This is a genomic window from Anaerohalosphaeraceae bacterium, assembly GCA_037479115.1.
Taxonomy (GTDB): Bacteria; Planctomycetota; Phycisphaerae; order Sedimentisphaerales; family Anaerohalosphaeraceae; genus JAHDQI01.
Map to the genome: position 1 here is coordinate 1 of JBBFLK010000008.1, position 22,017 is coordinate 22,017.

Genomic DNA, 22,017 nt, shown 5'->3' on the forward strand with positions numbered 1-22,017 from the left:
TTAATCTGGCCAAAAACCGGGTGCCGGACCCGCGTCCGTTTGAAAATGAAGACCTTCACTATATGGTCCGCGGCTACCTGCCCCGGTAAGAAAACAAAAAGCAATACAACGAACGGATGAGGGAAATGAAAAGACTGTACCGAACAGGCCTGTTGTTCTGCGCGGGACTGACTGCTGTGTTTGGGGCCGTTGCTTCGGCCGCTCCTTCCCGCCCATACACTTGTCTGACTGCATTGGAGGGCGATTGGAATCAGGATTGTACAGTCAATCTGGAGGATTTTGCCCTGCTGGCCTCCGAATGGCTTCAAACACAGCAGAAAGCCCATTTGGAATCGATAGCACCGCAGTGGCTCTCCTCCGTTGTGAAAGTCGGGGCTCAGCTTCCATATCTCGAATACGAAGCGGAAGAGGCCCAGACGAATGCCTCTCTCATCGGTCCCAACCGAACCTACCTGACTCAGGCCGCAGAGGCCTCCGGACGCAAAGCCGTCAGACTCACGAATACAGGCCATTTTGTTGAGTTCACCCTCGCCGAACCGGCCAATGCGATGGTCCTTCGCTTCTGCATCCCGGACTCCGCCGATGGGGCCGGCGCCCAGCACACCCTCAGTCTTTATCTGAACGACATTCACCACAGCGATTTGCTCCTGACATCCGCCTACAGCTGGGTGTACGGGGCTTATCCCTATACCAACAATCCTTCCGACGGCAGTCCGCACCACTTCTTCGATGAAACCGCGGTGCTTTTTGGACAAGTCCTCCCGTCCGGCACACGGATACGCCTGCAGAAGGACGCCGGCGATACGGCCCCTTATTACCTGATTGACCTGATCGAATTGGAACTGGCGGATGAGCCGCTGCCGAAACCGGCGGATTTCCTTTGTCTGACCGATTTCGGTGCGATTCCCGATGATTCCATCGACGACACACAAGCCCTTCGAAATGCCGTTGCGGAGGCCCAGGCACAAGGCAAAGGGTTGTGGATTCCGCCCGGCCGGTTCCTCATCACCGACCGAGTCAACCTTGAAAATGTCACGCTGCGAGGAGCGGGGATTTGGCACTCTCTCCTGCAGGGACTTAACGTCCGACTCTACGGCCGCGGAGGCACCATCATCCTGTCCGATTTCAAAATCGACGGACTGAGCACCTATCGAACGTCCGGCCAGCGCACCGGCATCGAAGGACGATTCGGCCCGGGCTCACGCATCGAGCGGGTCTGGATTGAGCATACCGAAGCCGGCATCTGGGTCAGCGGACCCAGCGACGGACTGACCATCACCGGCTGCCGCATCCGAAACACCTTTGCCGACGGGCTCAACCTGGCCTTCGGCGTGACCAACACCGTCGTGGAGCACTGTTCCGTCCGCAATACGGGCGATGACGGGCTGGCCATGTGGTCTTATACACAATGGGGCCCCGGACCCAACCAGAATAATCTGTTCCGAAACAACACCATCCAGCTGCCTATGCTGGCCAATGGCATCGGCCTTTACGGCGGCACGGCCAACGCCGCTGACGGGAACTGGATTCGCGATACCGTCGTCAACGGCGCCGGCATCCAGATTGCCAACCGCTTCTCCTCCTATCCTTTCGCCGGTACAACCCTCATTCAGAACAACCGACTCGAACGCACCGGCAGCCGCAGCATCGACTACAATATCAACATCGGGGCCGTCTGGCTTTTCGCATACGACGGAGACATCACCGCTCCGGTTCGGGCCGCCTCCAATCAGCTCCTGGACAGCACGTATCAGGGCATCCTCCTGAGCGGTTCCTCTTCCGCCAGACAGATTACCCAAACCCGTTTCGAAACCGTTCACATCGGAAAAGCCGGAACGTACGGCATTGAAACCGCCGCCGCCGGCAGCGGATATTTCGAATATGTTTCCGTCCAAAATGCCGCCGCCGGAGGCCTGCTCCAAACGAATCCGAATTTTCAGATTACACGCGGACCCGGAAACACAGGATGGTAGCCGATTCAAAAAAACGATATAATTAGAAACCATTAAGGAAAGGGTGAATGTATGAAAAGAATCAATCCAATTTTCCTGCTGACATGTCTTCTCTTACCCGCAGCTCCCCTGAAAGCTCTCACGCCCTCTTTAGACGGCATCTTAAGTGAATGGACAGGCCCGGAAGCGGTGTTTCTAGGCAGTCAGCCAGGCATCGGAACAGGCAAATACACCCTTCTGGCAACCTGGGATTCCGTTAATCTGTATCTGGCGGTGGACCGAAAAACCACCGGCCGCTATCTGGGCGATACGGCCAACACAGACGACTCATTTTTTGTGGCGATTGACATCGACGGTCAGCCCAACAGCGGCGGTGCCCAGGACGGCTACGGCATCCTGTACTTTTCCGGTCCGATGCGTCCGGACTTTATCTACTGCTATGCCGGCGGTTCGGGCTGGTATGAAACCTGCAACTGGACCGGCAGCGGCTGGAATTGGAACGGCTGGACCAATGCCGGCACCTATTACGGCTGGGCCCCATCCAACCCGGATGACGAACTGATTATTCCGCTGTCCGTCATCGGCGGCTCGCCGAACGTCCGGATTTGGGCCTGGATGACCCGCGAAGGCATTTATGACACCGTCGACGCCTCCTGGCCCGCCGGAACAACCGGCTTTCGTCCGACGTTCGGCGATGGAATCATCGTCAGGCTGAACGCCCTTCGCGTCGCCTCCAATCCCAGCCCGGCTTTGTATTCCCAGGAAATCCCCGTCAGCAATTTGGTTCTTTCCTGGAAAATTCCGACGGACCCGAATGGAATGGCCGATCCCAATCTGATCGGATTTAAGGTCTATCTCGATACCGACCCCGACCCGAACATGGTCTATCAGGGCACTGTAACCTCCTGGGACAGTCAAACCCTTCGTGCGTCCTTCCCATTCGATTCCGCTCAAAAAGATACAACCTACTGGTGGCGTGTCGATACCATTCTGAACACGAGCAAGGTTATTGCGGGCAACATCTGGGTCTTTTCCACTGAGCTGAGCTCTCCAAAAATCACCAGTCAGCCCGCCTATCAGGTCGTTCCTGTCGGCGGAACAGCTTCCTTCTCGATTGCTGTTTCTTCGCCTTCTCCCGAGACCTATCAATGGTATAAGGCCGTCGAAGGCGGCCCGGACATCGCCCTCACGGAAGGCGGCAAATATTCCGGCACAAAAACGGCCGTCCTGTCCATCGCAAACGCCCAGTTGTCCGACGAAGGCGGCTATTACTGTATCGTCAACAACGAATCGAATATTCCGGCCGCTTCCGAAACAGCCCTCCTCGGCATCCGGCGCCGCATCGCTTACTGGCCCTTCGAAAACGGAAATCCCAACAGCATCGTCCCCGGCAGTCCGGCCTCCATCCTGTATGGAGACCCCGTCTTCACAACGGGCATTGTCGGAGATGCAATGGAATTTGATGCCGATGCCGATGCGCAGGACCTCCTCTATACCAATCCGGAAGAGGCATCCTATTTTGACATCTGCAACCACTCCATGACCGTTGCCTGCTGGATTAAAGCTCCCTCCGCTGCCACCTGGGGACCGATGGTTGCCCGCAACGGCGAGTTCGGCGAGGGCTGGCAGCTCCGTCACAGCGGCTTTACCCTCGACCGGGTCTGCCTGACCACCCGCGGCACCGGCAATGATGAGGGGACGCCCACCAACCGAACCGTCTATGACGGACAGTGGCATTATGTCGTCGGCACATTCGACGGCACTGTAAAGAAAGTCTATATCGACGGCGTTCTCAGCCGCGTCCACAGTGCTGATGACGGCTCGATCATTCAGGACTTTGATGCCGTATCCGGACGAATCAATCCGACCGGCTCGCCCGTTTCTCTGGCCGGACGAGTCCGCGGCGACACCGTCGGAGGCCTGATTATCGAGGGCTTCTCCGTCACAGCAGGCATTCTCGATGAAGTCGAAATCTACAACTACGCCCTCGATGCCGCAGAAATCGCCCAAAAGTACGCTGACATCACCCGCACATCGGTCTGCCCGGCACCGCTGGAGCACGACCTTAACGGCGACTGCCGCATCGATTTGGATGATTTGGCTCTCTTGGCCTCCAAGTGGCTGCTCGATACAAGCATCGCCCCGCAAAGTTAATGTCTGAGGAAATAGGATGGGGCTGTCCGCATCTTTCGAGGGGCGGACAGCCCATGAAAAAATCGTTCAACTTTTTTTGAGAGGATGGGAAAATGAAAAAAGGAATCTGGATGACAAGTTTGGTATGGTTGCTGACGGCCGTCGTACCTGTTTCGGCCTTCACACCGGTCCTGGACGGAGTTCTGAATGAATGGTCGGGCCCCGGCATTGTCAACCTGGGCACACAGCCGGGCATTGACATGGGCACCTACACCCTGCTGGCCGGCTGGGACGACAACAACCTGTACATCGCCGTCGACCGCAATTCAACCAATCGCTACCTCGGCGATGACTACTGGGCTCATGATTCATTCTTCGTGGCCATTGATATTGACGGCATCCCCGGCAGCGGCGCTTCACAGGACGGCTACGGCATCCTGTCTTTTGCCGGCACCATGCGGCCTGACTTTATCTACTGCTATGCGGGCGGGGCGGGCTGGTATGAAACCTGCAACTGGGCCGGCACGTACTGGAACTGGAACGGCTGGACCAATGCCGGCACCTATTACGGCTGGAACGAGGATTATCCCAACGATGAACTGACCATCCCGCTGTCCGTCATCGGCGGCTCGCACCAGGTCATGATTTGGGCGTGGATGACCCGCGAAGGCATCTATGACACCGTCGATGCCTCCTGGCCCGCCGGCGTCACAGGATACCGCCCTGTATTCGGGGACGGGGTGATGATCCCTGAACCGACCGCCCTGACACTGCTCGGCATAGGCGGTCTGCTGGCTGTACGCCGCAAAAAATAAGTCTGGGCCTGATTCTCCCCTTCCCGACTCCGGGTCGGGAAGGGGTTTTAAAAAAAATGCTGAAAGGCATCCAAAAATGCCCAAAAGGGTAGTTTGTTTGTTTCTTTTGTGGACGTCGGTTTCCTTATTGGCCGCTGTCCCCTCCGCACGCCCGGGCATGGGAGCCGTTCCCTACACCACAGGCACCACCTTCCGGGTCTGGGCGCCGAACGCCTCTTCCGTAGCCGTCGCCGGCAATTTTAACAACTGGAGCACCACCGCAAATCCCCTGGCTTATGAGGGAAACGGTCTCTGGTCCGCCGATGTGGAAGGAGCCGCCCTTTATCAGCAATATAAATATGTCATCAACGGCTCTCTCTGGAAAATCGACCCCCGTGCCCGCGACGTCGTCAGCTCCACCGGCAATGGAATCATTGTCAGCACCAGCCACTCCTGGACCCCCTTTACCATGCCGCCCTGGAATGAACTGGTCATTTATGAGCTGCATGTCGGGACCTTCCACGACACAAATCTTTCGGACGGAAAGCCCGGAACCTGGCTTTCGGCTATGGCCAAACTGGACCATCTTGCCGCATTGGGAGTCAATGCCGTCCAGCTGATGCCTGTGGCCGAATTTCCCGGCGATTATTCCCTCGGCTATAATCCCTGCAATCTCTTTGCGCCCGAAAGCGCCTACGGCACCCCCGCCCAGATGCGTCAGTTCATCGACGCCTGCCATCAGCGCGGCATCGCCGTCCTTCTGGACGTTGTGTACAATCACTGGGGGCCGACGGATTTGGAGTATTCTCTCTGGCAGTTCGACGGATTCAGCACTTCCCCGGACACGGGCGGCATTTATTTTTACGAAAACCACCTTCGCTATACCCCCTGGGGCGCTACGCGGCCGAATTTTGACAGCGGACCGGTTCGCTCCTTCATTCGCGACAACGTGATATACTGGCTGACTGACTACAACCTCGACGGCATCCGGATGGACGGCACCGCCTATATTCGCGAAGTGGACATCGGCGGCCCCGAAATCCCCGCCGGATGGTCCCTGATGCAGTGGATTAATAACGAAATCGACGCCGCCTTCCCCGCCAAAATCTCCATTGCCGAGGATATGCGGGACAATGTATGGCTCACCAAACCGACCGGTGCCGGCGGAGCCGGTTTCGATTCCCAGTGGGACCCCGGCTTCCATCACAAAGTCGTCGCCGCCCTCGAAACCGCCTACGACGACTACCGCAATATGTGGGACATCCGCGATGCCATCGTGCATCTGTACAACGGCTGGGACACACAGCGGGTCATCTATACCGAAAGCCACGATGAAGTCGGAGCCGCCAGCGGAAAAGCCCGTGTGCCCTCCCGAATCTGGTGGGAGCAGCCGGCCAGCTACTATTCCAAAAAACGCTCCACACTCGGTGCCGGGCTTGTTTTTACCAGTCCGGGAATTCCCATGCTTTTTATGGGGCAGGAATTTCTCGAAAGCGGCTCCTGGCATGACAATACCCCGCTGGACTGGAGCAAAAACACAACCTTCGCCGGCATCCGGCAGCTTTATACAGACCTGATTGCTCTCCGCCGAAACCGTTCCGGCCTGACCAAAGGCCTGATGGCCAAAAATGTCAGCGTCTTTCACGTCAATAACTCCGCCAAGGTGATTGCCTTCCACCGCTGGTGGAACGGCGGACCGCGGGATGATGTCGTCATCGCCGCCAACTTTTCTTATCAGGGCTTTACCAGCTACAACATCGGTTTTCCCCGCCCGGGACGCTGGAGAGTCCGCTTCAACAGCGACTGGAACGGCTATGATTCCTCCTTCGGAAACTGGAACACGCTGGACGTTTCGGCTGTGCCGGGTCCAAAAGACGGACTCGCTTACAATGCCGACATCAGCATCGCCCCTTACTCGCTTGTCATCTTCTCCCAGGGTACAACGCCCGACCTCAACCAGTCGGGCTCGGTGGACCTGAACGACTGGGCACTCTTTGCCGACCGGTGGCAGTCCGACTGCGATTCGTGGGATGCCTGCGGCGGGGCTGACTTCAATCTCTCCGGACGAGTCGATATGGAGGATTTGGCATTCTTTGTTCAGCATTGGCTCCAGCAGTAAAAGATGGCAAAATGGATGGTCTCTGCAGAAAAGGATTGAAACTTATGAGAAAAAAACAATTGTTCCCTCTCATTTTTTTGGCCCTTCTTTCTTCCGCTCCCGCACGCCTTCTCTGGGAGGAACCGTTCACCAAATCCGATTCCATTACGGCTTCAGAACAAACCCAATGGCTGGACGGCAGTCTGGACTTCCCCTTTCATCAGGAATCCGGCGGAAGGATTCGGCTGAAAGACTGCAATCAGGGAATCGTATTCCCTGCTGATTTTCTCCCAAATGCCGCGACTGCCCAGACCCTCTATATCAGCTTTCTGCTCCGCAATCTGGATGATACCAACAAGGAAAAATACGCAGGACTCTTCTTTTATCAGGATGACCGCGAAGTCTTCGGCGTCGGCAACGACTGGGCTTCTGACCATTTTTCTTACTGGAGTTCTGACGGGCGGGGCGTCCCTATCGGACAGATTCCGACAACCGTGGACAAAAACGTCCACCGGATTGTCCTGCGAATCCGGCAGAATCCGCAGGGCCCTGAACAAATCCGTATCTGGCTCAACCCGATGGACGCCCGTCCCGAAGACTCCCAGCCCTCCAATCTAATCAGCGACCTCGAACAGGAATTATCTTTCAACCAAATCCGCCTGCGGACCGGAAATCAATCCAACACATGGGAATTCGATGAACTCCGCATTGGAACCGACTGGAAGTCCATCACCCGCCCGGACAGCACCCCCGGAGAATACCTTTCAGTCCTTCTGAAATCAGCCGATATTCCGGGCAAGTCCGAAAAGGTCGCTCCGCAAATCGCCCGTTTCTGGCCGAAAGGAGCCGACGAATCCAAAGCCCTGCCCTCCTTTGCTCTCGAAAAACCGCGTCCCTCCATCGGTACACTTGCCTCTGATTGGAAAATCAAGCCGAAGTTTGCACAAATCAATGGACGAAAATGCGTCCTCATCGAGCTGTCCCCCGATATCGACCTGTACGGCACGGGCGAGGTCACCGGACGGCTTCTTCGCAACGGCACACAAATTATCCTTTACAACAAAGACAACTACGGCTACGGCAAGCCCGACCAGCTTTACCAGTCTCACCCCTGGGTACTGGCCGTCCGTCCTGACGGGTCGGCCTTCGGTGCCATCTTTGACACCCCCTGGCAGGCCCAGCTGGATTTAAGAACCGGCATCGTTTTTTCCGTGCCGTCCCAAGCCCCTGACTTCCCCGTCTATATCCTCGAAGGACAAAACCCGCAGGAAGTTTTGCAGCATCTGGCGGACCTGACCGGACGGATGCCGATGCCCCCCCGCTGGGCATTAGGCTATCATCAGTGCCGCTACTCCTATTACCCCGACAGCCGCGTCCGCCAAATCGCCGAAACCTTCCGTGCCAAACAAATCCCCTGCGATGTTATCTGGCTCGATATCGACTACATGGACGGCTTTCGAATCTTTACATTTGATTCTTCCCGTTTCCCAGACCCCAAAGGCCTGAATACTTATCTCCACTCTCTGGGCTTCAAGACTGTCTGGATGATTGACCCGGGCGTCAAATATGAACCCGGCTATGTCGTCTATGACAGCGGCACCCAAGAAGACATCTGGGGCCTGGATGCTGCCGGAAAACCGTTCATCGGACCGGTCTGGCCCGGAAACTGCGTCTTTCCCGATTTCACTATGCCCAAAGCCCGACGCTGGTGGGCCGCCCTGTATAAAAACTTCCTCGAAACAGGCATAGACGGCGTCTGGAATGACATGAACGAGCCAGCCGTCTTCAATGACCTCGGAACGATGCCGGACAACTGCTTTCATCGCGGCGGAGACGGTCTGCCATGCGGCCCCCATATCCAATATCACAACGTCTATGGAATGCTGATGGTCAAGGCCTCCCGCGAAGGCATCCTGCAGGCACGGCCGAACAAACGGCCCTTCATCCTTTCCCGGGCCAACTTTCTCGGCGGCCACCGCTACGCCGCCACCTGGACCGGCGACAACAAAGCCGTGTGGGAACACCTGAAATGGTCAATCCCGATGTCCCTGAATCTCGGCCTGTCCGGCCAGCCCTTCAGCGGCCCGGACATCGGCGGTTTTGACGGCAATGCAGCACCGGAGCTGTGGGCTCACTGGATTGCCGTCGGGGCCTTTTACCCCTTCAGCCGGGCTCACACCGTCAAGGAGTCCAACGACCAGGAACCCTGGTCTTTCGGCCCGGAAACGGAAAATGCCGCCCGCATTGCCCTGCAGAGACGGTATCGCCTGATGCCTTACCTGTACACCCTCTTTTATGAATCGCACAAAACCGGCCTGCCGGTCGCCCGTCCTGTCCTCTTTGCCGAACCCGAGAATCCATCCCTTCGAACCGAAGACCAGGCCTTTCTCCTCGGCAGCAACCTGCTGGTGATTCCCCGCTGGGCTGTGAAGCCCTCGCTGCCTTCGGGCATCTGGCAAACCATTTCCCTGGTGGATGGCGACACCCCCGGCGACCCATACCAGTGTGAACTGAAGATACGCGGCGGAGCCGTCCTGCCGCTCGGAAAAGTCGTCCAGAATACTGAAGAAAACTTCCTGGAGGAGCTGACGCTTTTGGTTTGTCTCGATGAAAAAGGAACCGCCAGAGGCGTCCTTTATGAAGACGACGGCGACGGCTGGGAATTCGAAAAAGGACAATACCTGCTCACCGAATACACCGCCCGCCGGGACGGCAACACGGTCTTGGTTCAAATCAGCCGTCAGGAAGGGCAAAGACCGCGGCCTACGCGAAAGGTCTTTGTGGAACTAATAACGGAAAAGGGAATCAAGAAAGCTGAAGGAGAAGAGACAAAAACCATCTCCCTCAATCTGGAGGATTAATCCCTTTCAATAATCTACATACTTCTCTCCCCGGCTGTCTGTTCCGGGCCAGTTCAGACGGATGTCTGCTGTGGACCGTTTATACAGCCAGCCCGACTTGCCGTCCGCTTTGGATTCAAATGTTTCGTTATCACCTACGTAGGTAATTGTCCTCAGATTATTGAAGGGATTTTTGGGAATTGTTTTCAGATAGGGACCATATAAATAAGGGGCTGCGGGCACCGTATCAGAGCGAGCCATTCCGCTCTCATCGGATGTGCCGACAAGCTGATTGTCAATAGACACAGCAATATTGACCGGCCCCTTTATGTATCCCGGTGCCAGTCCTCCGTGCTGCATCTTGTACAATTCTATCTGAGTGCGCCAGATGCGCAGGGTATCTTTGGCCGTGCTCTCTTTGGCCGCCAGCGTCTGCCCATGCATCTGGGGAATCACCATTGCCGCAAGAATGCCTAACACGGCCACAACAATCAGCACTTCCAATAGGGTAAAACCTTTTGAAGCCATTCTTTTACCTTGAAAAAGATAATACATCTTCCCTGAAAATATCGTCAAACCCGCAGAAGGGCTTAAGGAAAAGAAGAGGAATTATGCCCGATAATGACAGGGAAAATACCGGAGACAATTGGGGAGGTTTATGGAAATTCGTCAAAGAATGGTTCGGGGATTAATCCGGCTGCTCCTGAAGAAGAGTAATAATCTCTTCTTTTACCGGCAGGGCATCCTGCAGGCCGAAGCGGCTGCGGGCCAAGGCTTCCGCCGCCACGGCAAAACGAGCCGCTGATAACGGACTGTCACCGGTCGCATAACAGGCCGCCAGAGCCCCACAGAACGCATCCTCACAGCCGGTATAGTCCACCATTTCGGTTGCGATACCCTTTATCCAGTGAGTCCCCTGACGGTCCACCAGCAAAGCCCCGTGTGTGCCCAGACTAATCAGAACATTGCCGGCGCCTTTGGCCACCAGTTCAGTCGCGATAAACTTGATATCCTGTTCGCCGCTGGCCCCCAGTTCCGTCCGGCTCCACAGCCCTGCAAACCGCAGAACCAGAATATCCGCATTGTAAAAATCGACCGGCCAGTCAATTGCATGCACCACGCCGCGGTCGGGAATCGGAAGATTCACCTCCAGAATCGTCCGCGTCTTGTGTATCTGGGCACACCGGACGGCCGCCACAACGGCATCCGGCGAAAAACTGTCGTGAATCAGACACACATTGGCCGAACCGATGGTCTGTTCCGCCGCCGCATATTCTATCTCATCCCGGCCAAAGACCTTATTAGCCCCCGCCGAACGGCAGGAACGATTCGCCCCCCGCCCATCGACCAGCGTCAGAATAATCCCCGTGCTGATGGCCGGCGAGGCATACAGCAAATCCGTCGAGACCCCATACCGGCTGAGGTTTTGCTTAATCATCTCCCCAAAGCAGTCTTCTCCGATCCGTCCGAGGACAAACACATCGCACCCGCAAAGGGCCGCCTGAATGGCCCGATTGACCCCCGGCCCTGTCGGGACACAGGTAAAGCCCATTCCCTCCTTGGTTTGACCGGGTTCCGGGCAGGCATCGCACTTGACGGCCATTTCCACATAAGCCGGTCCGATGATAACTACTTTGGGAATCCGTTCTGCCATGGTTTATCCCCTTTCCCTTCCAAAAACCTCAGAGCGTTAGTATATCTTGTCCGCGGCCGAAAGGAAAGTATTTTATAGAACGGCGGCCTGATTTCCGAGATGACACGTCCTGAATAAATCTCTTCCTCGTCAATCTATCAGAACCTCCTCCTGAAACGCCGGGACATGGATGTCCCAACCTGTTTTCTCCGTTAAGTACGTTTTGAAGTTTTCCGCACTGTCTTTTTCGCCGTGAATCAAAAAGACCTTCCGGGGGCTTTTTTGCAGCTTGTTGAGCCATTCGAGAATCTCCCGTCGGTCCGCATGAGCAGAAAATCCATGTACCCTCACTACCGCCGCCTTCACCGGCAGCATCTGTCCCAAAATCCGCACCTCCGGCTCCCCGTCTAAAATCTTCCGCCCCAGCGTTCCCTGCGCCTGGTACCCGACAAAAAGGATTGTACTCTCCGGACGGCTGATGTTGTTGACCAAATGGTGCTTGATGCGTCCGCCTGTGCACATCCCGGAGCCGGCAATAATCATAACCGTGCCTTTGATGTGATTAATCGCTTTTGATTCGTGGGGGGATTCGACCAGTTTCAGACCTCGAAAACTGAACGGCGACTCGTGGTTTAAAACCAGTTGAGACATTTCACTGTCATACAGGTTGGAGTATTTTTCAAAGACCCGTGTTGCCTGCACGGCCATCGGACTGTCCAGAAACGTCAGAATGTGCGGAATTCGGTCCTCCAAAAGGAGCTGGTTCATATAATACAGCACTTCCTGGCTGCGTCCGATGGAAAAACTGGGCACAACCAGATTTCCGCCGGCCTGCCAGGTCCGGTTGACCGCCGCCTCCAGCTGCCGTTTTGTATCCTCCGGAGTCTGGTGCTCCCGGTCGCCGTAGGTGGACTCCACGAGAAGATAATCCGCCTGGTCAAAGGTCTCCGGGTCGCGCAGAATCGGCCGGCCGATGCGTCCCAAATCCCCCGTATAAACAATCGTCCGGCACCGTCCGTCTCGACAGACAGCAATCCGAATCATCGAAGCCCCGAGGATATGTCCCGCCTCGTGAAAATCCGCCTCCAGGCCCGGCCCCAGCCGAACCGGCTCATGAAACGGCAGCGGACGAAACTGCTGAAAGCAGGCCTTTGCTTCCTCCATCGTATAGAGCGGCTCGACCGGACGAGGCGGTGTGTAGCCGGCCTTGCGGTGACGTTTTCGCTTGAACTCAGCATCTTCTTCCTGCAGCTTGCCGGCATCCAGCAGAACGATTTGGGCCAGCTCCGCCGTTGCCTGGGTACAGTAAACCGGCCCTCGAAATCCCTCTTTGACCAGTTTCGGCAGAAGTCCGCAGTGGTCCAGATGCGCATGGGTCAGAAGCACCGCCGACAGCGAAGACGGCTCAAACCCGAAATCCTCCCAGTTGCGGCTCTGATACTGGCGTTCCTGATACAGCCCGCAGTCAATCAGAACCTTCGTGCCGTCAAACTCGAGCAGATGACGGGAGCCGGTCACGTTCCCCGCCGCCCCCAAAAACCGAAGACGAATGCGCAGCCCCTCCGCCGATTCCTTTCGTTTCAGTCCCAAAAATGATGCAATGCCCATTCCTGACCGCCGCTCCTGTCCACCGCAAAGGATTCAAAAGATGTCCTGATTATACCCTCTGTATCGGCCTTTTCAAACCCCCGATGCAGAAATTCCATAAACAGAAAGGCGGAAACCCAGACCTTTCGGGACAAATTTTTATCTGGTTTGAGCCGACAAAAAAGGCCGTCTTATCAAAGACGGCCTTTGCCAGTTCAATTGCTGGTGAGGAAACGGATGAAAAGGGCTATTTTCTTTTCCGCAGTGCAATCAGACTGCCTAGTCCCAACAGAGCCATCGTCGCCGGCTCCGGAATCACCGTTTCATCGGCAAACAGCCACATGGTTGTATTGATTGTGCTGTAGGACTGCGTCAGATAACTGTCAAAAGAAGAGCTGACTATAACCTGCGATTTCAGACGCGCATCGCCATTGTCATCATCCCAGCAGTATTGACCCAGCTGGCTCAGAGCACAGCCGGTTACCTCGACGACACCGCTGCCCCACAGAATCCCGCTGTCAAAAATCCACAGGCCGATTTGCTCGTACTGCTCTTCTTCCAAAAAGAGTTCGCCGGGCTTATGAGTCCCCCAAATCACCGGGATATTCAGAACAGAAACAGACCAGTTAATCTGACTGAAGGTCGCCCGGGCTACAGAGCCGGAAGACAGATCATTGAGCCCTGTAAAGCTGCCCTGAATGTTCACACTTCCCACAAACGTTGCTACAGGAGTTCCTGTACCCGAAGTGCTTGAATACAGCGAAACACTGGCCCCGCCCGTCCAGGTCAGAATTTGCTGAGTATGGTCATATGTCGCCGTGAAACCATCACCCTGCAGAGAATCAACTCGAATACACTGAACCGTCAAAGCGCTCCAAGACGTCATAGACAGCAGCAATATCCCCGCCACCCCAAAAACCATTCCCTTTTTCATCACTTTCCTCCTCATATCAACAAATCATTAAGGTTTCCGCTCGATCCACGTTATAAAAGCGGTCTATTTTCTCTTCAAGGTCAGCAAAGCTCCGACAGCCAGCAGTCCGAGCGACATGGGCTCGGGAATTCCAAACGGGATAAGTTCCAGCGAAGGAAGCAGGCTGTACAAATTCTGGTTAAATACAGAGATATTCGCCGGTCCGCACTGCCCCAGCGCCCAGACCGCCCGAAAATCCAGCATCCTCAGCAGCGAACCGTTTTTCAATTCGCCGCCGGTGATGGCATACTGAGTATCCCCGACAAATGCATCGGTGTAATTTCCTGTTTCCGAGACAAGCCACATGTTGTCGCTGTCATTCATCTGAGCCGTCAAAAGAACAACACCGCCGGGATGACTGGAAGAATTGAAAAGAACCGTTCCGCTGGTCATGTCCGTCAGCTCTGTGGCAATAATTGTCATCGTGGCCGGACCGAGGGAGGAGCCGTTGGTAAAAATTGCCTGGGCCTTGGCACCGCTGGTGTTTTTCCAGAACAAATCGCTGGCCGTTACAATGATTTTCCCGACAAAGGAATAATCCCATCCGCCGCCGGCAATATGGATATTGCCCACATCAATCGGAACCTCGCTTCCGCCCAGAGATGTAAACAAAACGAACTGCTGCGTGGAATGATTGTAAAAATAAAACTCGCCGAGATCCAAATCGATGGCATCAACGTATTTGAGCCCCCCGGATGCAGCCGCAACAAACGCAATAAACAGATACAAAACGGCCCACCCTTTTCCTACACCTCTTCCGTTTGTCATCTTTCCATCCTCCGGATTGTTTCGTCTTCTCTTGGAGAAGACCGTTCCTTTCACTCCATCCGATAATTGTCAATAAATAACAAAAAAAGTCAAGATAAATATCGAAATTTTATAGTTTTTTAAACAAGACATTATTCATAGATTGTGCCGAATAAATACCTCACAATATACACATCAACAAAATTGATGACACCGTTTTGGTCGAAATCCGACAAATCATAATACAATTCAAACCATTCCTGCTCAGTTGAATTGAGGATTCCCCCATAAAAATACCGAACATTATAGACATCTATAAAATTAACTATTTTATCCAGATTTGTATCGGCCATTAAGTACGTCCAAGACTTGGGCTCGCCGGGGCCGTATGCGATCCGCATTAATGGGTCGCCAATCACCACTTCCGACCAGCTTAAATAGGGAATCGCCGACCAGGCGGCCTCTGCAAATGTCAAATCCGCCCGCCCATCCCCATCCCGGTCCGCCAGCAGATTGCTGTACAAAAACTGATTGTCAATCGCTGCATCGGACTGCGGCTCAAAACTGTGCCCGATTGCCGCCGTTCCGCCCGCCCGGATAAAATCCACAATCTTCGCCTGGGTCGTTGAAACATCCGAAAACATTGTGACGGCGTTAAAACTTTCCAGCGACGTAAAGACGGCTCCATTGAGAAAGGTAAACAGCGGCCCCCCGCCCGCACCGCCGTTAAGCAAATAGGTTTTCGCCCTTCCTTCGTCCCCATTCATCCCAAAACAGCTGAACCCGATTACACCCTGCGGTTCTATCCGCCCCGGGAAATAAGCCGGCAAAAGGGCCAAATCCGCCGTCGATGTACTGATTCGTTCCCGGTAATCGAGCATCACCGGCAGCCCATAGGTCTCCGGTGAAGAGCCAAAATACAGAGCCCCCTGAGCAAAGTATCCCACAGACAGGCTGTTAAAGGCTTCCACATAATCATTTTTCACGCAAGTCCCATACGCATCCGGCGGCCAGGGAACCCCCTGATATTCCCAGAAATTCATGCTGCTGTCGTGCAGATTGAACACCCGATTGTAGTCAATATCTCCGGCCGGCGCCTTGGGCGCATCATCCAGCACCACCACGGCCTGCTTCGGATTGACTCCAAACTTTGTGGAGCTTGCCCGCCTGGCCCGCTCGAGCATAGTCCGAACGGAAAAAACCGCACTCTGTCCCTGATTTTTGGGCCCATCCAGGCGGCAGACCAGATACATTCGTCCCGGCCCAAACCGCCGATTGATGGTTCCGTATCCGTAGGCCCTCCCCTCCATATAAGGGGAATCCACTCCCGGTTTGCGTGAAATGGCAAAGGACCAGGTCAAATCGTCCGCATAGGGCATCTGCCGTTCAAACAAATCGAAACGGCTTCGGCAGCCCTGATACGGATTGACGATTCGATTCTCGATAGGACAGGGGCGCGTTCCATAATCCAGATACCATAAGCAGGTCAGTTCCGATTCCACCGAGGCCGCATTCACCTGGCATTCGGCATTCATCACAATCGCCCAGTTGGAGCCGCCCGGATAAACCACATCGGCAAAGTTTGGTTTGGTATCCTGAATGCGGTACGGCAGCCCCGCTGTTGTGATGAGGACTTTAATCTGTTTTTCGATTCCGTTGGCCAGCAGATAGGAACGAAGCGGTCCGGCAATCCGATTGTTGTATTGTTCCCGGGTGATGATTTCATCGGCGGCTGTCGAATGGGGACCGCTGCAGTCCGCCAGCCCCTGCAGCTCCAGCACCTGCCAGTCCTGAATCGCCGGGTAATACCAGCGGTACATCCGGGCAATATACCGGCTGGTTGGACTCTGGGCATTGACCAGAATCAGTACATCAGACGGCCCCAGGTCCGCACATACGGAACAGGACAAAATCAGAAAAACAAACAAACAGACCCAATAGAATGCACCATCCCCCCCCCTTCTTCCTCCTCGTTTCGCCATCGGTCATCCTTACCAAAAAGGGGGTTTCCTCTCTCCCTGAACGGACTGCACCGGCACTCCTTGCACCCCTGACGAGACATTACCGTTCAGCTTATTTTCTGCAGCGGGCCCTGAAAACCATCAGCCCCATCGAACCGAGCAGCAGCAGGGACCCCGGTTCCGGGACAATTGTAAAGACCCGCTGTGACTCCGCTGCGTTAAACACCCCCCCCAGCATGTTGTTCCAGCTCATCGGATTGACCGGACTGTAGTCGCGAAGAAGCCCGCCGTATCCCGCCCCGCCGTCCCCCAGCGAAAACACCACCTGCCCCACTTCGACGGCTTCTACGGCAAACTCGGCAATTTTATGATACCCGCCGACACCCAATGCAGAATCCACACCCGCTGCGATTGAAGTCATCGACAAGTTCCGAATCGTTCCCATCGGAGCATTGATGCTCGTCCAGAGCACATCCGCGGCAAAAGGCCTGACCACATTTACACTTCCCGCCACAACTTTCAGCGTGCCTGTTCCGGAAGCAAAAGCGCTTAACTGCCAGCTGTTCAGCCCATTCAAACCGGAGGCCTCTTCCGCATAGGCAAACAGCGTCACCAAGGTTGTCTCACCAATTGTCAAAGTCGTTTTCTCTGCAGTCATCTTGAAAGAAAGGGCGCCGAAGGAAGATGCGGAAATGAGAATAAACAGGAAGCCTGCTCTCAGAAAGAGATTTTTCATCACCCAGCTCTCCTCAACAACAAGAGTTACTCTTCTCTTTCCCCCTCGGTATCTATATACTTCGGTATATAGATATCCTCATCCAAGGTCCCAATATATAAATTATTGTGAAAAAAAGCAAGAAAAAAATAATTAAAATAATTCCGGATATCATTAGTTCTTTTTTTCTGTACTTCTTTTTTCCTATAATCTTATTTTTTTCAGAAAATTTGTAAGTATAATTACCTTTCGATTAGAAAGAATGATTATATAAAGACTTACTGGATATTGTATGAAGACAAACGGACAATCCTACTCCCCCGATGCCAAAGTTTATCCGGCCGGCGAAGGCAGTTTTTTAAGCATCAATGACATGCTTGCCTATTTTGAAAAAATGGGGGCTATGCGGGTCTCCGACCTCCATATTAAAGTCGGCACGCAGCCCTGCTACCGCATCGATGGAGACCTCGTCCGCATCAAAGGCGGCATTGTCACACAGGAAATCGTTGAACAGTTGGCCTTTCCGCTTCTCGGGTCCAAAAATATTGAAGCCCTTCAGCGTGATACAGCCGTGGACTGCTCCTACCGCTACGGCACGCTCCAGTTTCGGCTGAATGCCTTTATGGACAACGACGGGATGGCCATCGCCATCCGGGCTCTCGGAACGGAAATCCCCAAACCCGAGCATATCGGTTTCCCCAACAATGTCTGGAAAGACATCGTCCGAAAGACGCAGGGGCTGGTTCTCTTTACGGGCATCACAGGTGCCGGCAAAAGCACCACCATCGCCTCCCTGATTGAACGCATCAACGAGGACCGCGCCTGCCGCATCATCACGCTCGAAGACCCCATCGAATATGTCTTCAGCCAGAAAAACTCGATGATTTCCCAGCGGGAGGTCGGCCGAGATGTAGACACATTCGCACACGGCCTCCGTTCGATGATGCGGGAAGACCCGGACATCATCTTTGTCGGTGAAATGCGCGATGCCGAAACCGTTGCCCTGACGCTCACCGCTGCGGAAACCGGTCACCTGGTCTTTTCCACCCTCCACACCCGGGACGTCGTCGGCACCGTTACCCGCATTCTCGACTTTTTCCCGGAGGGCCGCCAGGAAGAGGTCCGCAACCAGCTGTCCCTGGGCCTGCGCTACATCATCAGCCAGAAACTCATCCCCCGCAAAGACGGCAAGGGACGCGTGGCCGTTATGGAGATTCTTAATAACAATTACGCCGTCGCCAACCTCATCCGAAAAAACAAAATTGAGCAGATTTACTCCCAGATGCAGGTCAAAACCAAAGACATCGCCGAAGAAAAAATGATCACCTTTGAAAGCCACCTGGCTATCCTGGTCAAACAGGGGGTAATCACCCTTGCCGAAGCCCAGAAATGGGCCAACGACCTCAAAAGCTTCCATGATGCGATGAAAAGCGAAGCCACGATGGCCGATTAACCTGCTGCATTTTCGGCCTCTCCGGAAACATTCCGGAAAACTGCGGGCCGACAGAGAGATTCCTGAAAGAAAAAAGCCGTCCTTAAAAAAGACGGCTTTTTCCGTTTTGAGTTTTTCGGGAGTTCTGCGTTTGTTTACCGGCGGCGCAGCGTCAGAAGCCCTCCCAAAGACAGCAGAATCATCGAGGCGGGTTCAGGAATCCCAACCAAAACAATGTCATCGACAAAAAGAGCTCCGGGGCCATAGTAGGTCTTATCATATCCAACCGTGATATACATCACGTTCTCCAGATTCATACCCGGAACCGTATAGTCGGCAAAATTCATCTCCCAGACTATTCCATTCGGCCACCCTGTGCCGCTGGGGGTCACATCACCGGGATAGCTGGCCCCAAACACCTTCTGTCCCCAGCAGTCAAACATGCTCAGGAACACATCGCCGCCGGAACCGCCCAGTGTCCCCCACGGTGCAACCCCATCGTTTTTGGGGACCGCAAAGGTCATTTTGATCATATAATATCCCGGATAGGTCAGATTAACCCCATGAACCTGCCATACAGCCCCCGGCAAAGCATACTTGGTCTGTGCATAATAGGGAGAGCTCTGATTGTTTTGAATCAGCATACACTTACCATTTAGCATCGATTCAAGTGTTTCGCTTGTCACATTAGAATTCGGATTGACCACCCAGGCCGCCTGCAAAGCTGCACTGTCGGCATATCCTTCAAAGTCATCCACAACCGTGACAAACGCCGCCTGAACAAGACCAATACAGCCCAAAACCATCAAAATCGCCAAACACTTTTTCATCTTTCTTTCCTCCAAAAAAGGTTAAAAGGTTTCCGGATTATTTCTCCACACACTCCACACACGAAAATCTTCCCAATTCACAATTCCGTCATCATTCAAGTCTGCCGCATAGTCGAAACCCTCCTCAAGCCAGTAGGTACACAGCACTTCCAAATCATTCAGATCAACTTCCCCATCCCCTGATAAATCCGCCGCCGGCATCTGCCGCACTGCCATCCCGAGAATCTGCGTCGGCGACAAGACCCCTTTCCAGATTGAAAATTCATCCAGTTTCCCCGCAAACCGCCTCGGCGCCTGGTCCGGGATTGTCGGCAGAATCGAAACACGGTTATCCGCCGTGCGAAATCCCCCCGTGTAATACCGCCCCTGCGGATTAAACGAAGCAATGAGATTTCCGTTTTTATAAATCTTCAGGGCCTGGCCCGTCGTATTCGTCCCCTGCTGCTGCCAGAGAGCATGCTCATAAGTAATCGTAATCATCTGCCAGACGCCGGCATCATACGGAACATTCGCGTACGTCGGCACCATTGTCGTGCTGTAAAAACTGATTCCTTTCCCCCAGCCCCAGTTGCCGATGCTGCGGGCATTGCCGTTCTTGGACCAGCTGTTCGTTCCGAAGGCCGCCAGCGCCAGCGCATGATAATCGCCCCCGATTGAAATGGCCGCATCCGGACGCACCCACAGATTCATCGACCAGTCATCATCCGCATTCAGCGGCAGATTCACACCGTTCACCAATTCTATCAGAACCTCCGTGCCGTCCAGCGACAGGGCTTGTCCGATTCGTCCTTTTCCAAACCGAAATCCGCCCTGCGCCGTTGTCGCGTTATTGCCCCAGCCGCTGGTATCCGCCAGATTCCCCTCAAATTTCCACTCCAGCACCTTTTGCGGCTGATTCGGCGAAAATTCAAACGCCGCTGTAAGGGCCGTATCAGACGGCAGATTCAGCTCAACCACATTCGGCTCTGTCAAACGCAGAAAACGGCTCCCGTCGGCGATTCCTTCGGCGGAATAACTCAGCGCACAAACCCATTCTTTGGGCTGGGAGCCGTTCAGGCGGACGGTTCGGGTTTGTGTGGTTTCCGTGCCGTTCACCGCCGCCACAACAACCCCTTTGTCATATCGAAATGCCGCACAGTAAATCCCCGGTTCCTGCGGCCCTGCCGACAGAACCTGAGCACCGGGCGGAACCAAATCCGTCAAAATCCTCAACGCATAATAAACAGGACGCTTAGCGCTTCCGTCCGACGCCCGGCGCTGAAGCCCCCAGCTTGAGTCCGACCAGCTCTGGTCCGCCGCCTCCCAGACAAACGGAACCGATGCCCCGCCGTTCAGCAGCGAAAGCGTATTTTCAAAGACCCGGACGGCAAACGGAACCGTGTCCGACGCTGAATAGGCATAGGCGGAACCGGGAGAAGGATACTCAACCCCGTGGAAAATGCGATTGCCGGTCATATACTCCGTCACAAAGATGGGCTTCTGCCCCAGCGGGTCTTTGGCCCGGACCGCCGCATAAAACGGCTGCCACCGCTGCCGCAGAAATTCAGGCCCGCATCCCTGCAGGAACGACTCATCCCAGGCATGAGTTGCAAACGCCCCCAGGGAGGCGACGGCCGTTTCATCCAGCGCCCCCACCCAGAGAGCCCCGCCGCCGTTATGGTCCAGATAGGCCAGCCCCGGCCCAACAATCTGAACCGATTCAAACCCCCGTTCGTTCAGTTCCTGACGAACCCTCTTGAGCACATCGTTATACTGTTCCGGCGGCACCCGGCAGTTCCACGTCCCTTCCGGCTCGTTGAACAAATCCACATACTCCGGCACAATTCCATTCTGGCGCAGATACGCCAGCTGCGCCCCCCATAAGAGGGCGACATCCTGATGATGTTCCGGTTTCAAAGCCCCCCAGATGTTCCTCCACGCAGAAGGATAATGAAACTGATTGAACACCGCGGCAATTCCGAGCTGGCGAAGGAGCTGGCAGGTGCTTTGCATGGCAGTGAGCCGCGAGGAGCCGTAATTGGCGGCTACGTATTGGTCAAAAGAAGAGCGAAGCCCGTCGGTCGGCGGCGTTTGAGAAACAGACGCCCAATTCGGCGTGGCCTCCAACCGCACATAGCGAATCCTCAGAGAAGTCAGAAGCGGCGCGATGGAATTGTCACCGGCCCAAATCTGTGCCCCCAGGCCGCCGAACGGATGCGAAACCGTATCGGCATCGAACGTCACCTCCGCTCCGCTTGCGGCTGCAGCCGGCAGGCAAAGCATCAGCAGACGAACCAGGATGACTCTGGGGCAAAACACCTTTCCACTCCTCCGAATCGCTCC

Annotated in this window: 15 protein-coding genes; 6 read left to right on the top strand and 9 right to left on the bottom strand. The window is 54.8% G+C overall.

The annotated features are described in order from the left end of the window. Positions 1–125: 125 nt before the first annotated feature. From WHS88_05365 to WHS88_05385, 5 genes are all read left to right on the top strand, one after another. Positions 126–1,973, top strand: a complete 1,848-nt coding sequence (locus tag WHS88_05365; GenBank protein ID MEJ5259601.1) for a right-handed parallel beta-helix repeat-containing protein — start codon at positions 126–128, stop codon at positions 1,971–1,973. A 51-nt stretch (positions 1,974–2,024) separates the two neighbouring features. After that, positions 2,025–4,106 carry a LamG-like jellyroll fold domain-containing protein gene (locus WHS88_05370; GenBank protein ID MEJ5259602.1) on the top strand — a complete coding sequence of 694 codons (2,082 nt, stop codon included), beginning with the start codon at positions 2,025–2,027 and terminating at the stop codon, positions 4,104–4,106. A 110-nt stretch (positions 4,107–4,216) separates the two neighbouring features. After that, the gene (locus WHS88_05375) at positions 4,217–4,900 is read left to right on the top strand and encodes a PEP-CTERM sorting domain-containing protein (GenBank protein ID MEJ5259603.1); all 684 of its coding nucleotides are present in this window, start codon (positions 4,217–4,219) and stop codon (positions 4,898–4,900) included. Between the two features lie 76 nt (positions 4,901–4,976). After that, positions 4,977–6,998: an alpha-amylase family glycosyl hydrolase gene (locus WHS88_05380; GenBank protein MEJ5259604.1), complete on the top strand. Its 2,022-nt coding sequence runs from the start codon at positions 4,977–4,979 to the stop codon at positions 6,996–6,998. A 44-nt stretch (positions 6,999–7,042) separates the two neighbouring features. Then, entirely contained in the window at positions 7,043–9,838 is a 2,796-nt protein-coding gene (locus WHS88_05385) for a TIM-barrel domain-containing protein (GenBank protein MEJ5259605.1), read from the top strand. Between the two features lie 6 nt (positions 9,839–9,844). Here WHS88_05385 and WHS88_05390 read toward each other — a convergent pair whose 3' ends face one another. From WHS88_05390 to WHS88_05420, 7 genes are all read right to left on the bottom strand, one after another. Next, the gene (locus WHS88_05390) at positions 9,845–10,345 is read right to left on the bottom strand and encodes a prepilin-type N-terminal cleavage/methylation domain-containing protein (GenBank protein ID MEJ5259606.1); all 501 of its coding nucleotides are present in this window, start codon (positions 10,343–10,345) and stop codon (positions 9,845–9,847) included. Positions 10,346–10,505: 160 nt separating this feature from the next. Next, complete coding sequence (locus tag WHS88_05395) at positions 10,506–11,471, bottom strand: PfkB family carbohydrate kinase (protein MEJ5259607.1); 966 nt, start codon at positions 11,469–11,471, stop codon at positions 10,506–10,508. Positions 11,472–11,600: 129 nt separating this feature from the next. After that, positions 11,601–13,058 carry an MBL fold metallo-hydrolase gene (locus tag WHS88_05400; GenBank protein ID MEJ5259608.1) on the bottom strand — a complete coding sequence of 486 codons (1,458 nt, stop codon included), beginning with the start codon at positions 13,056–13,058 and terminating at the stop codon, positions 11,601–11,603. 226 nt (positions 13,059–13,284) lie between these two features. Beyond that, positions 13,285–13,971, bottom strand: coding sequence for a PEP-CTERM sorting domain-containing protein (locus tag WHS88_05405; GenBank protein ID MEJ5259609.1), 687 nt, complete (start codon positions 13,969–13,971; stop codon positions 13,285–13,287). Positions 13,972–14,034: 63 nt separating this feature from the next. Further along, positions 14,035–14,778: a hypothetical protein gene (locus WHS88_05410; protein MEJ5259610.1), complete on the bottom strand. Its 744-nt coding sequence runs from the start codon at positions 14,776–14,778 to the stop codon at positions 14,035–14,037. A 131-nt stretch (positions 14,779–14,909) separates the two neighbouring features. Continuing rightward, positions 14,910–16,739 (bottom strand): hypothetical protein, encoded by a 1,830-nt coding sequence (locus WHS88_05415; GenBank protein ID MEJ5259611.1) that lies wholly within the window; start codon positions 16,737–16,739, stop codon positions 14,910–14,912. A gap of 91 nt (positions 16,740–16,830) precedes the next feature. Beyond that, entirely contained in the window at positions 16,831–17,355 is a 525-nt protein-coding gene (locus tag WHS88_05420; GenBank protein ID MEJ5259612.1) for a PEP-CTERM sorting domain-containing protein, read from the bottom strand. 370 nt (positions 17,356–17,725) lie between these two features. Between WHS88_05420 and WHS88_05425 the strand changes: the two genes are divergently transcribed. Further along, positions 17,726–18,886, top strand: coding sequence for a PilT/PilU family type 4a pilus ATPase (locus tag WHS88_05425; protein ID MEJ5259613.1), 1,161 nt, complete (start codon positions 17,726–17,728; stop codon positions 18,884–18,886). Between the two features lie 134 nt (positions 18,887–19,020). Here WHS88_05425 and WHS88_05430 read toward each other — a convergent pair whose 3' ends face one another. Both WHS88_05430 and WHS88_05435 read right to left on the bottom strand, forming a co-directional pair. After that, positions 19,021–19,695, bottom strand: a complete 675-nt coding sequence (locus WHS88_05430) for a carbohydrate binding domain-containing protein (GenBank protein ID MEJ5259614.1) — start codon at positions 19,693–19,695, stop codon at positions 19,021–19,023. Positions 19,696–19,716: 21 nt separating this feature from the next. Continuing rightward, on the bottom strand, positions 19,717–21,993 hold the full coding sequence (locus WHS88_05435; protein ID MEJ5259615.1) for a LamG-like jellyroll fold domain-containing protein: 2,277 nt from the start codon (positions 21,991–21,993) through the stop codon (positions 19,717–19,719). Positions 21,994–22,017: the final 24 nt, after the last annotated feature.

Bases quoted from the DNA above. Each gene is read 5' to 3' on its own strand.
- WHS88_05365 (MEJ5259601.1), top strand. From the start codon at position 126: ATGAAAAGACTGTACCGAACAGGCCTGTTGTTCTGCGCGGGACTGACT.
- WHS88_05370 (MEJ5259602.1), top strand. From the start codon at position 2,025: ATGAAAAGAATCAATCCAATTTTCCTGCTGACATGTCTTCTCTTACCC.
- WHS88_05375 (MEJ5259603.1), top strand. From the start codon at position 4,217: ATGACAAGTTTGGTATGGTTGCTGACGGCCGTCGTACCTGTTTCGGCC.
- WHS88_05380 (MEJ5259604.1), top strand. From the start codon at position 4,977: ATGCCCAAAAGGGTAGTTTGTTTGTTTCTTTTGTGGACGTCGGTTTCC.
- WHS88_05385 (MEJ5259605.1), top strand. From the start codon at position 7,043: ATGAGAAAAAAACAATTGTTCCCTCTCATTTTTTTGGCCCTTCTTTCT.
- WHS88_05390 (MEJ5259606.1), bottom strand. From the start codon at position 10,345: ATGGCTTCAAAAGGTTTTACCCTATTGGAAGTGCTGATTGTTGTGGCC.
- WHS88_05395 (MEJ5259607.1), bottom strand. From the start codon at position 11,471: ATGGCAGAACGGATTCCCAAAGTAGTTATCATCGGACCGGCTTATGTG.
- WHS88_05400 (MEJ5259608.1), bottom strand. From the start codon at position 13,058: ATGGGCATTGCATCATTTTTGGGACTGAAACGAAAGGAATCGGCGGAG.
- WHS88_05405 (MEJ5259609.1), bottom strand. From the start codon at position 13,971: ATGAAAAAGGGAATGGTTTTTGGGGTGGCGGGGATATTGCTGCTGTCT.
- WHS88_05410 (MEJ5259610.1), bottom strand. From the start codon at position 14,778: ATGACAAACGGAAGAGGTGTAGGAAAAGGGTGGGCCGTTTTGTATCTG.
- WHS88_05415 (MEJ5259611.1), bottom strand. From the start codon at position 16,739: ATGGCGAAACGAGGAGGAAGAAGGGGGGGGGATGGTGCATTCTATTGG.
- WHS88_05425 (MEJ5259613.1), top strand. From the start codon at position 17,726: ATGAAGACAAACGGACAATCCTACTCCCCCGATGCCAAAGTTTATCCG.
- WHS88_05430 (MEJ5259614.1), bottom strand. From the start codon at position 19,695: ATGAAAAAGTGTTTGGCGATTTTGATGGTTTTGGGCTGTATTGGTCTT.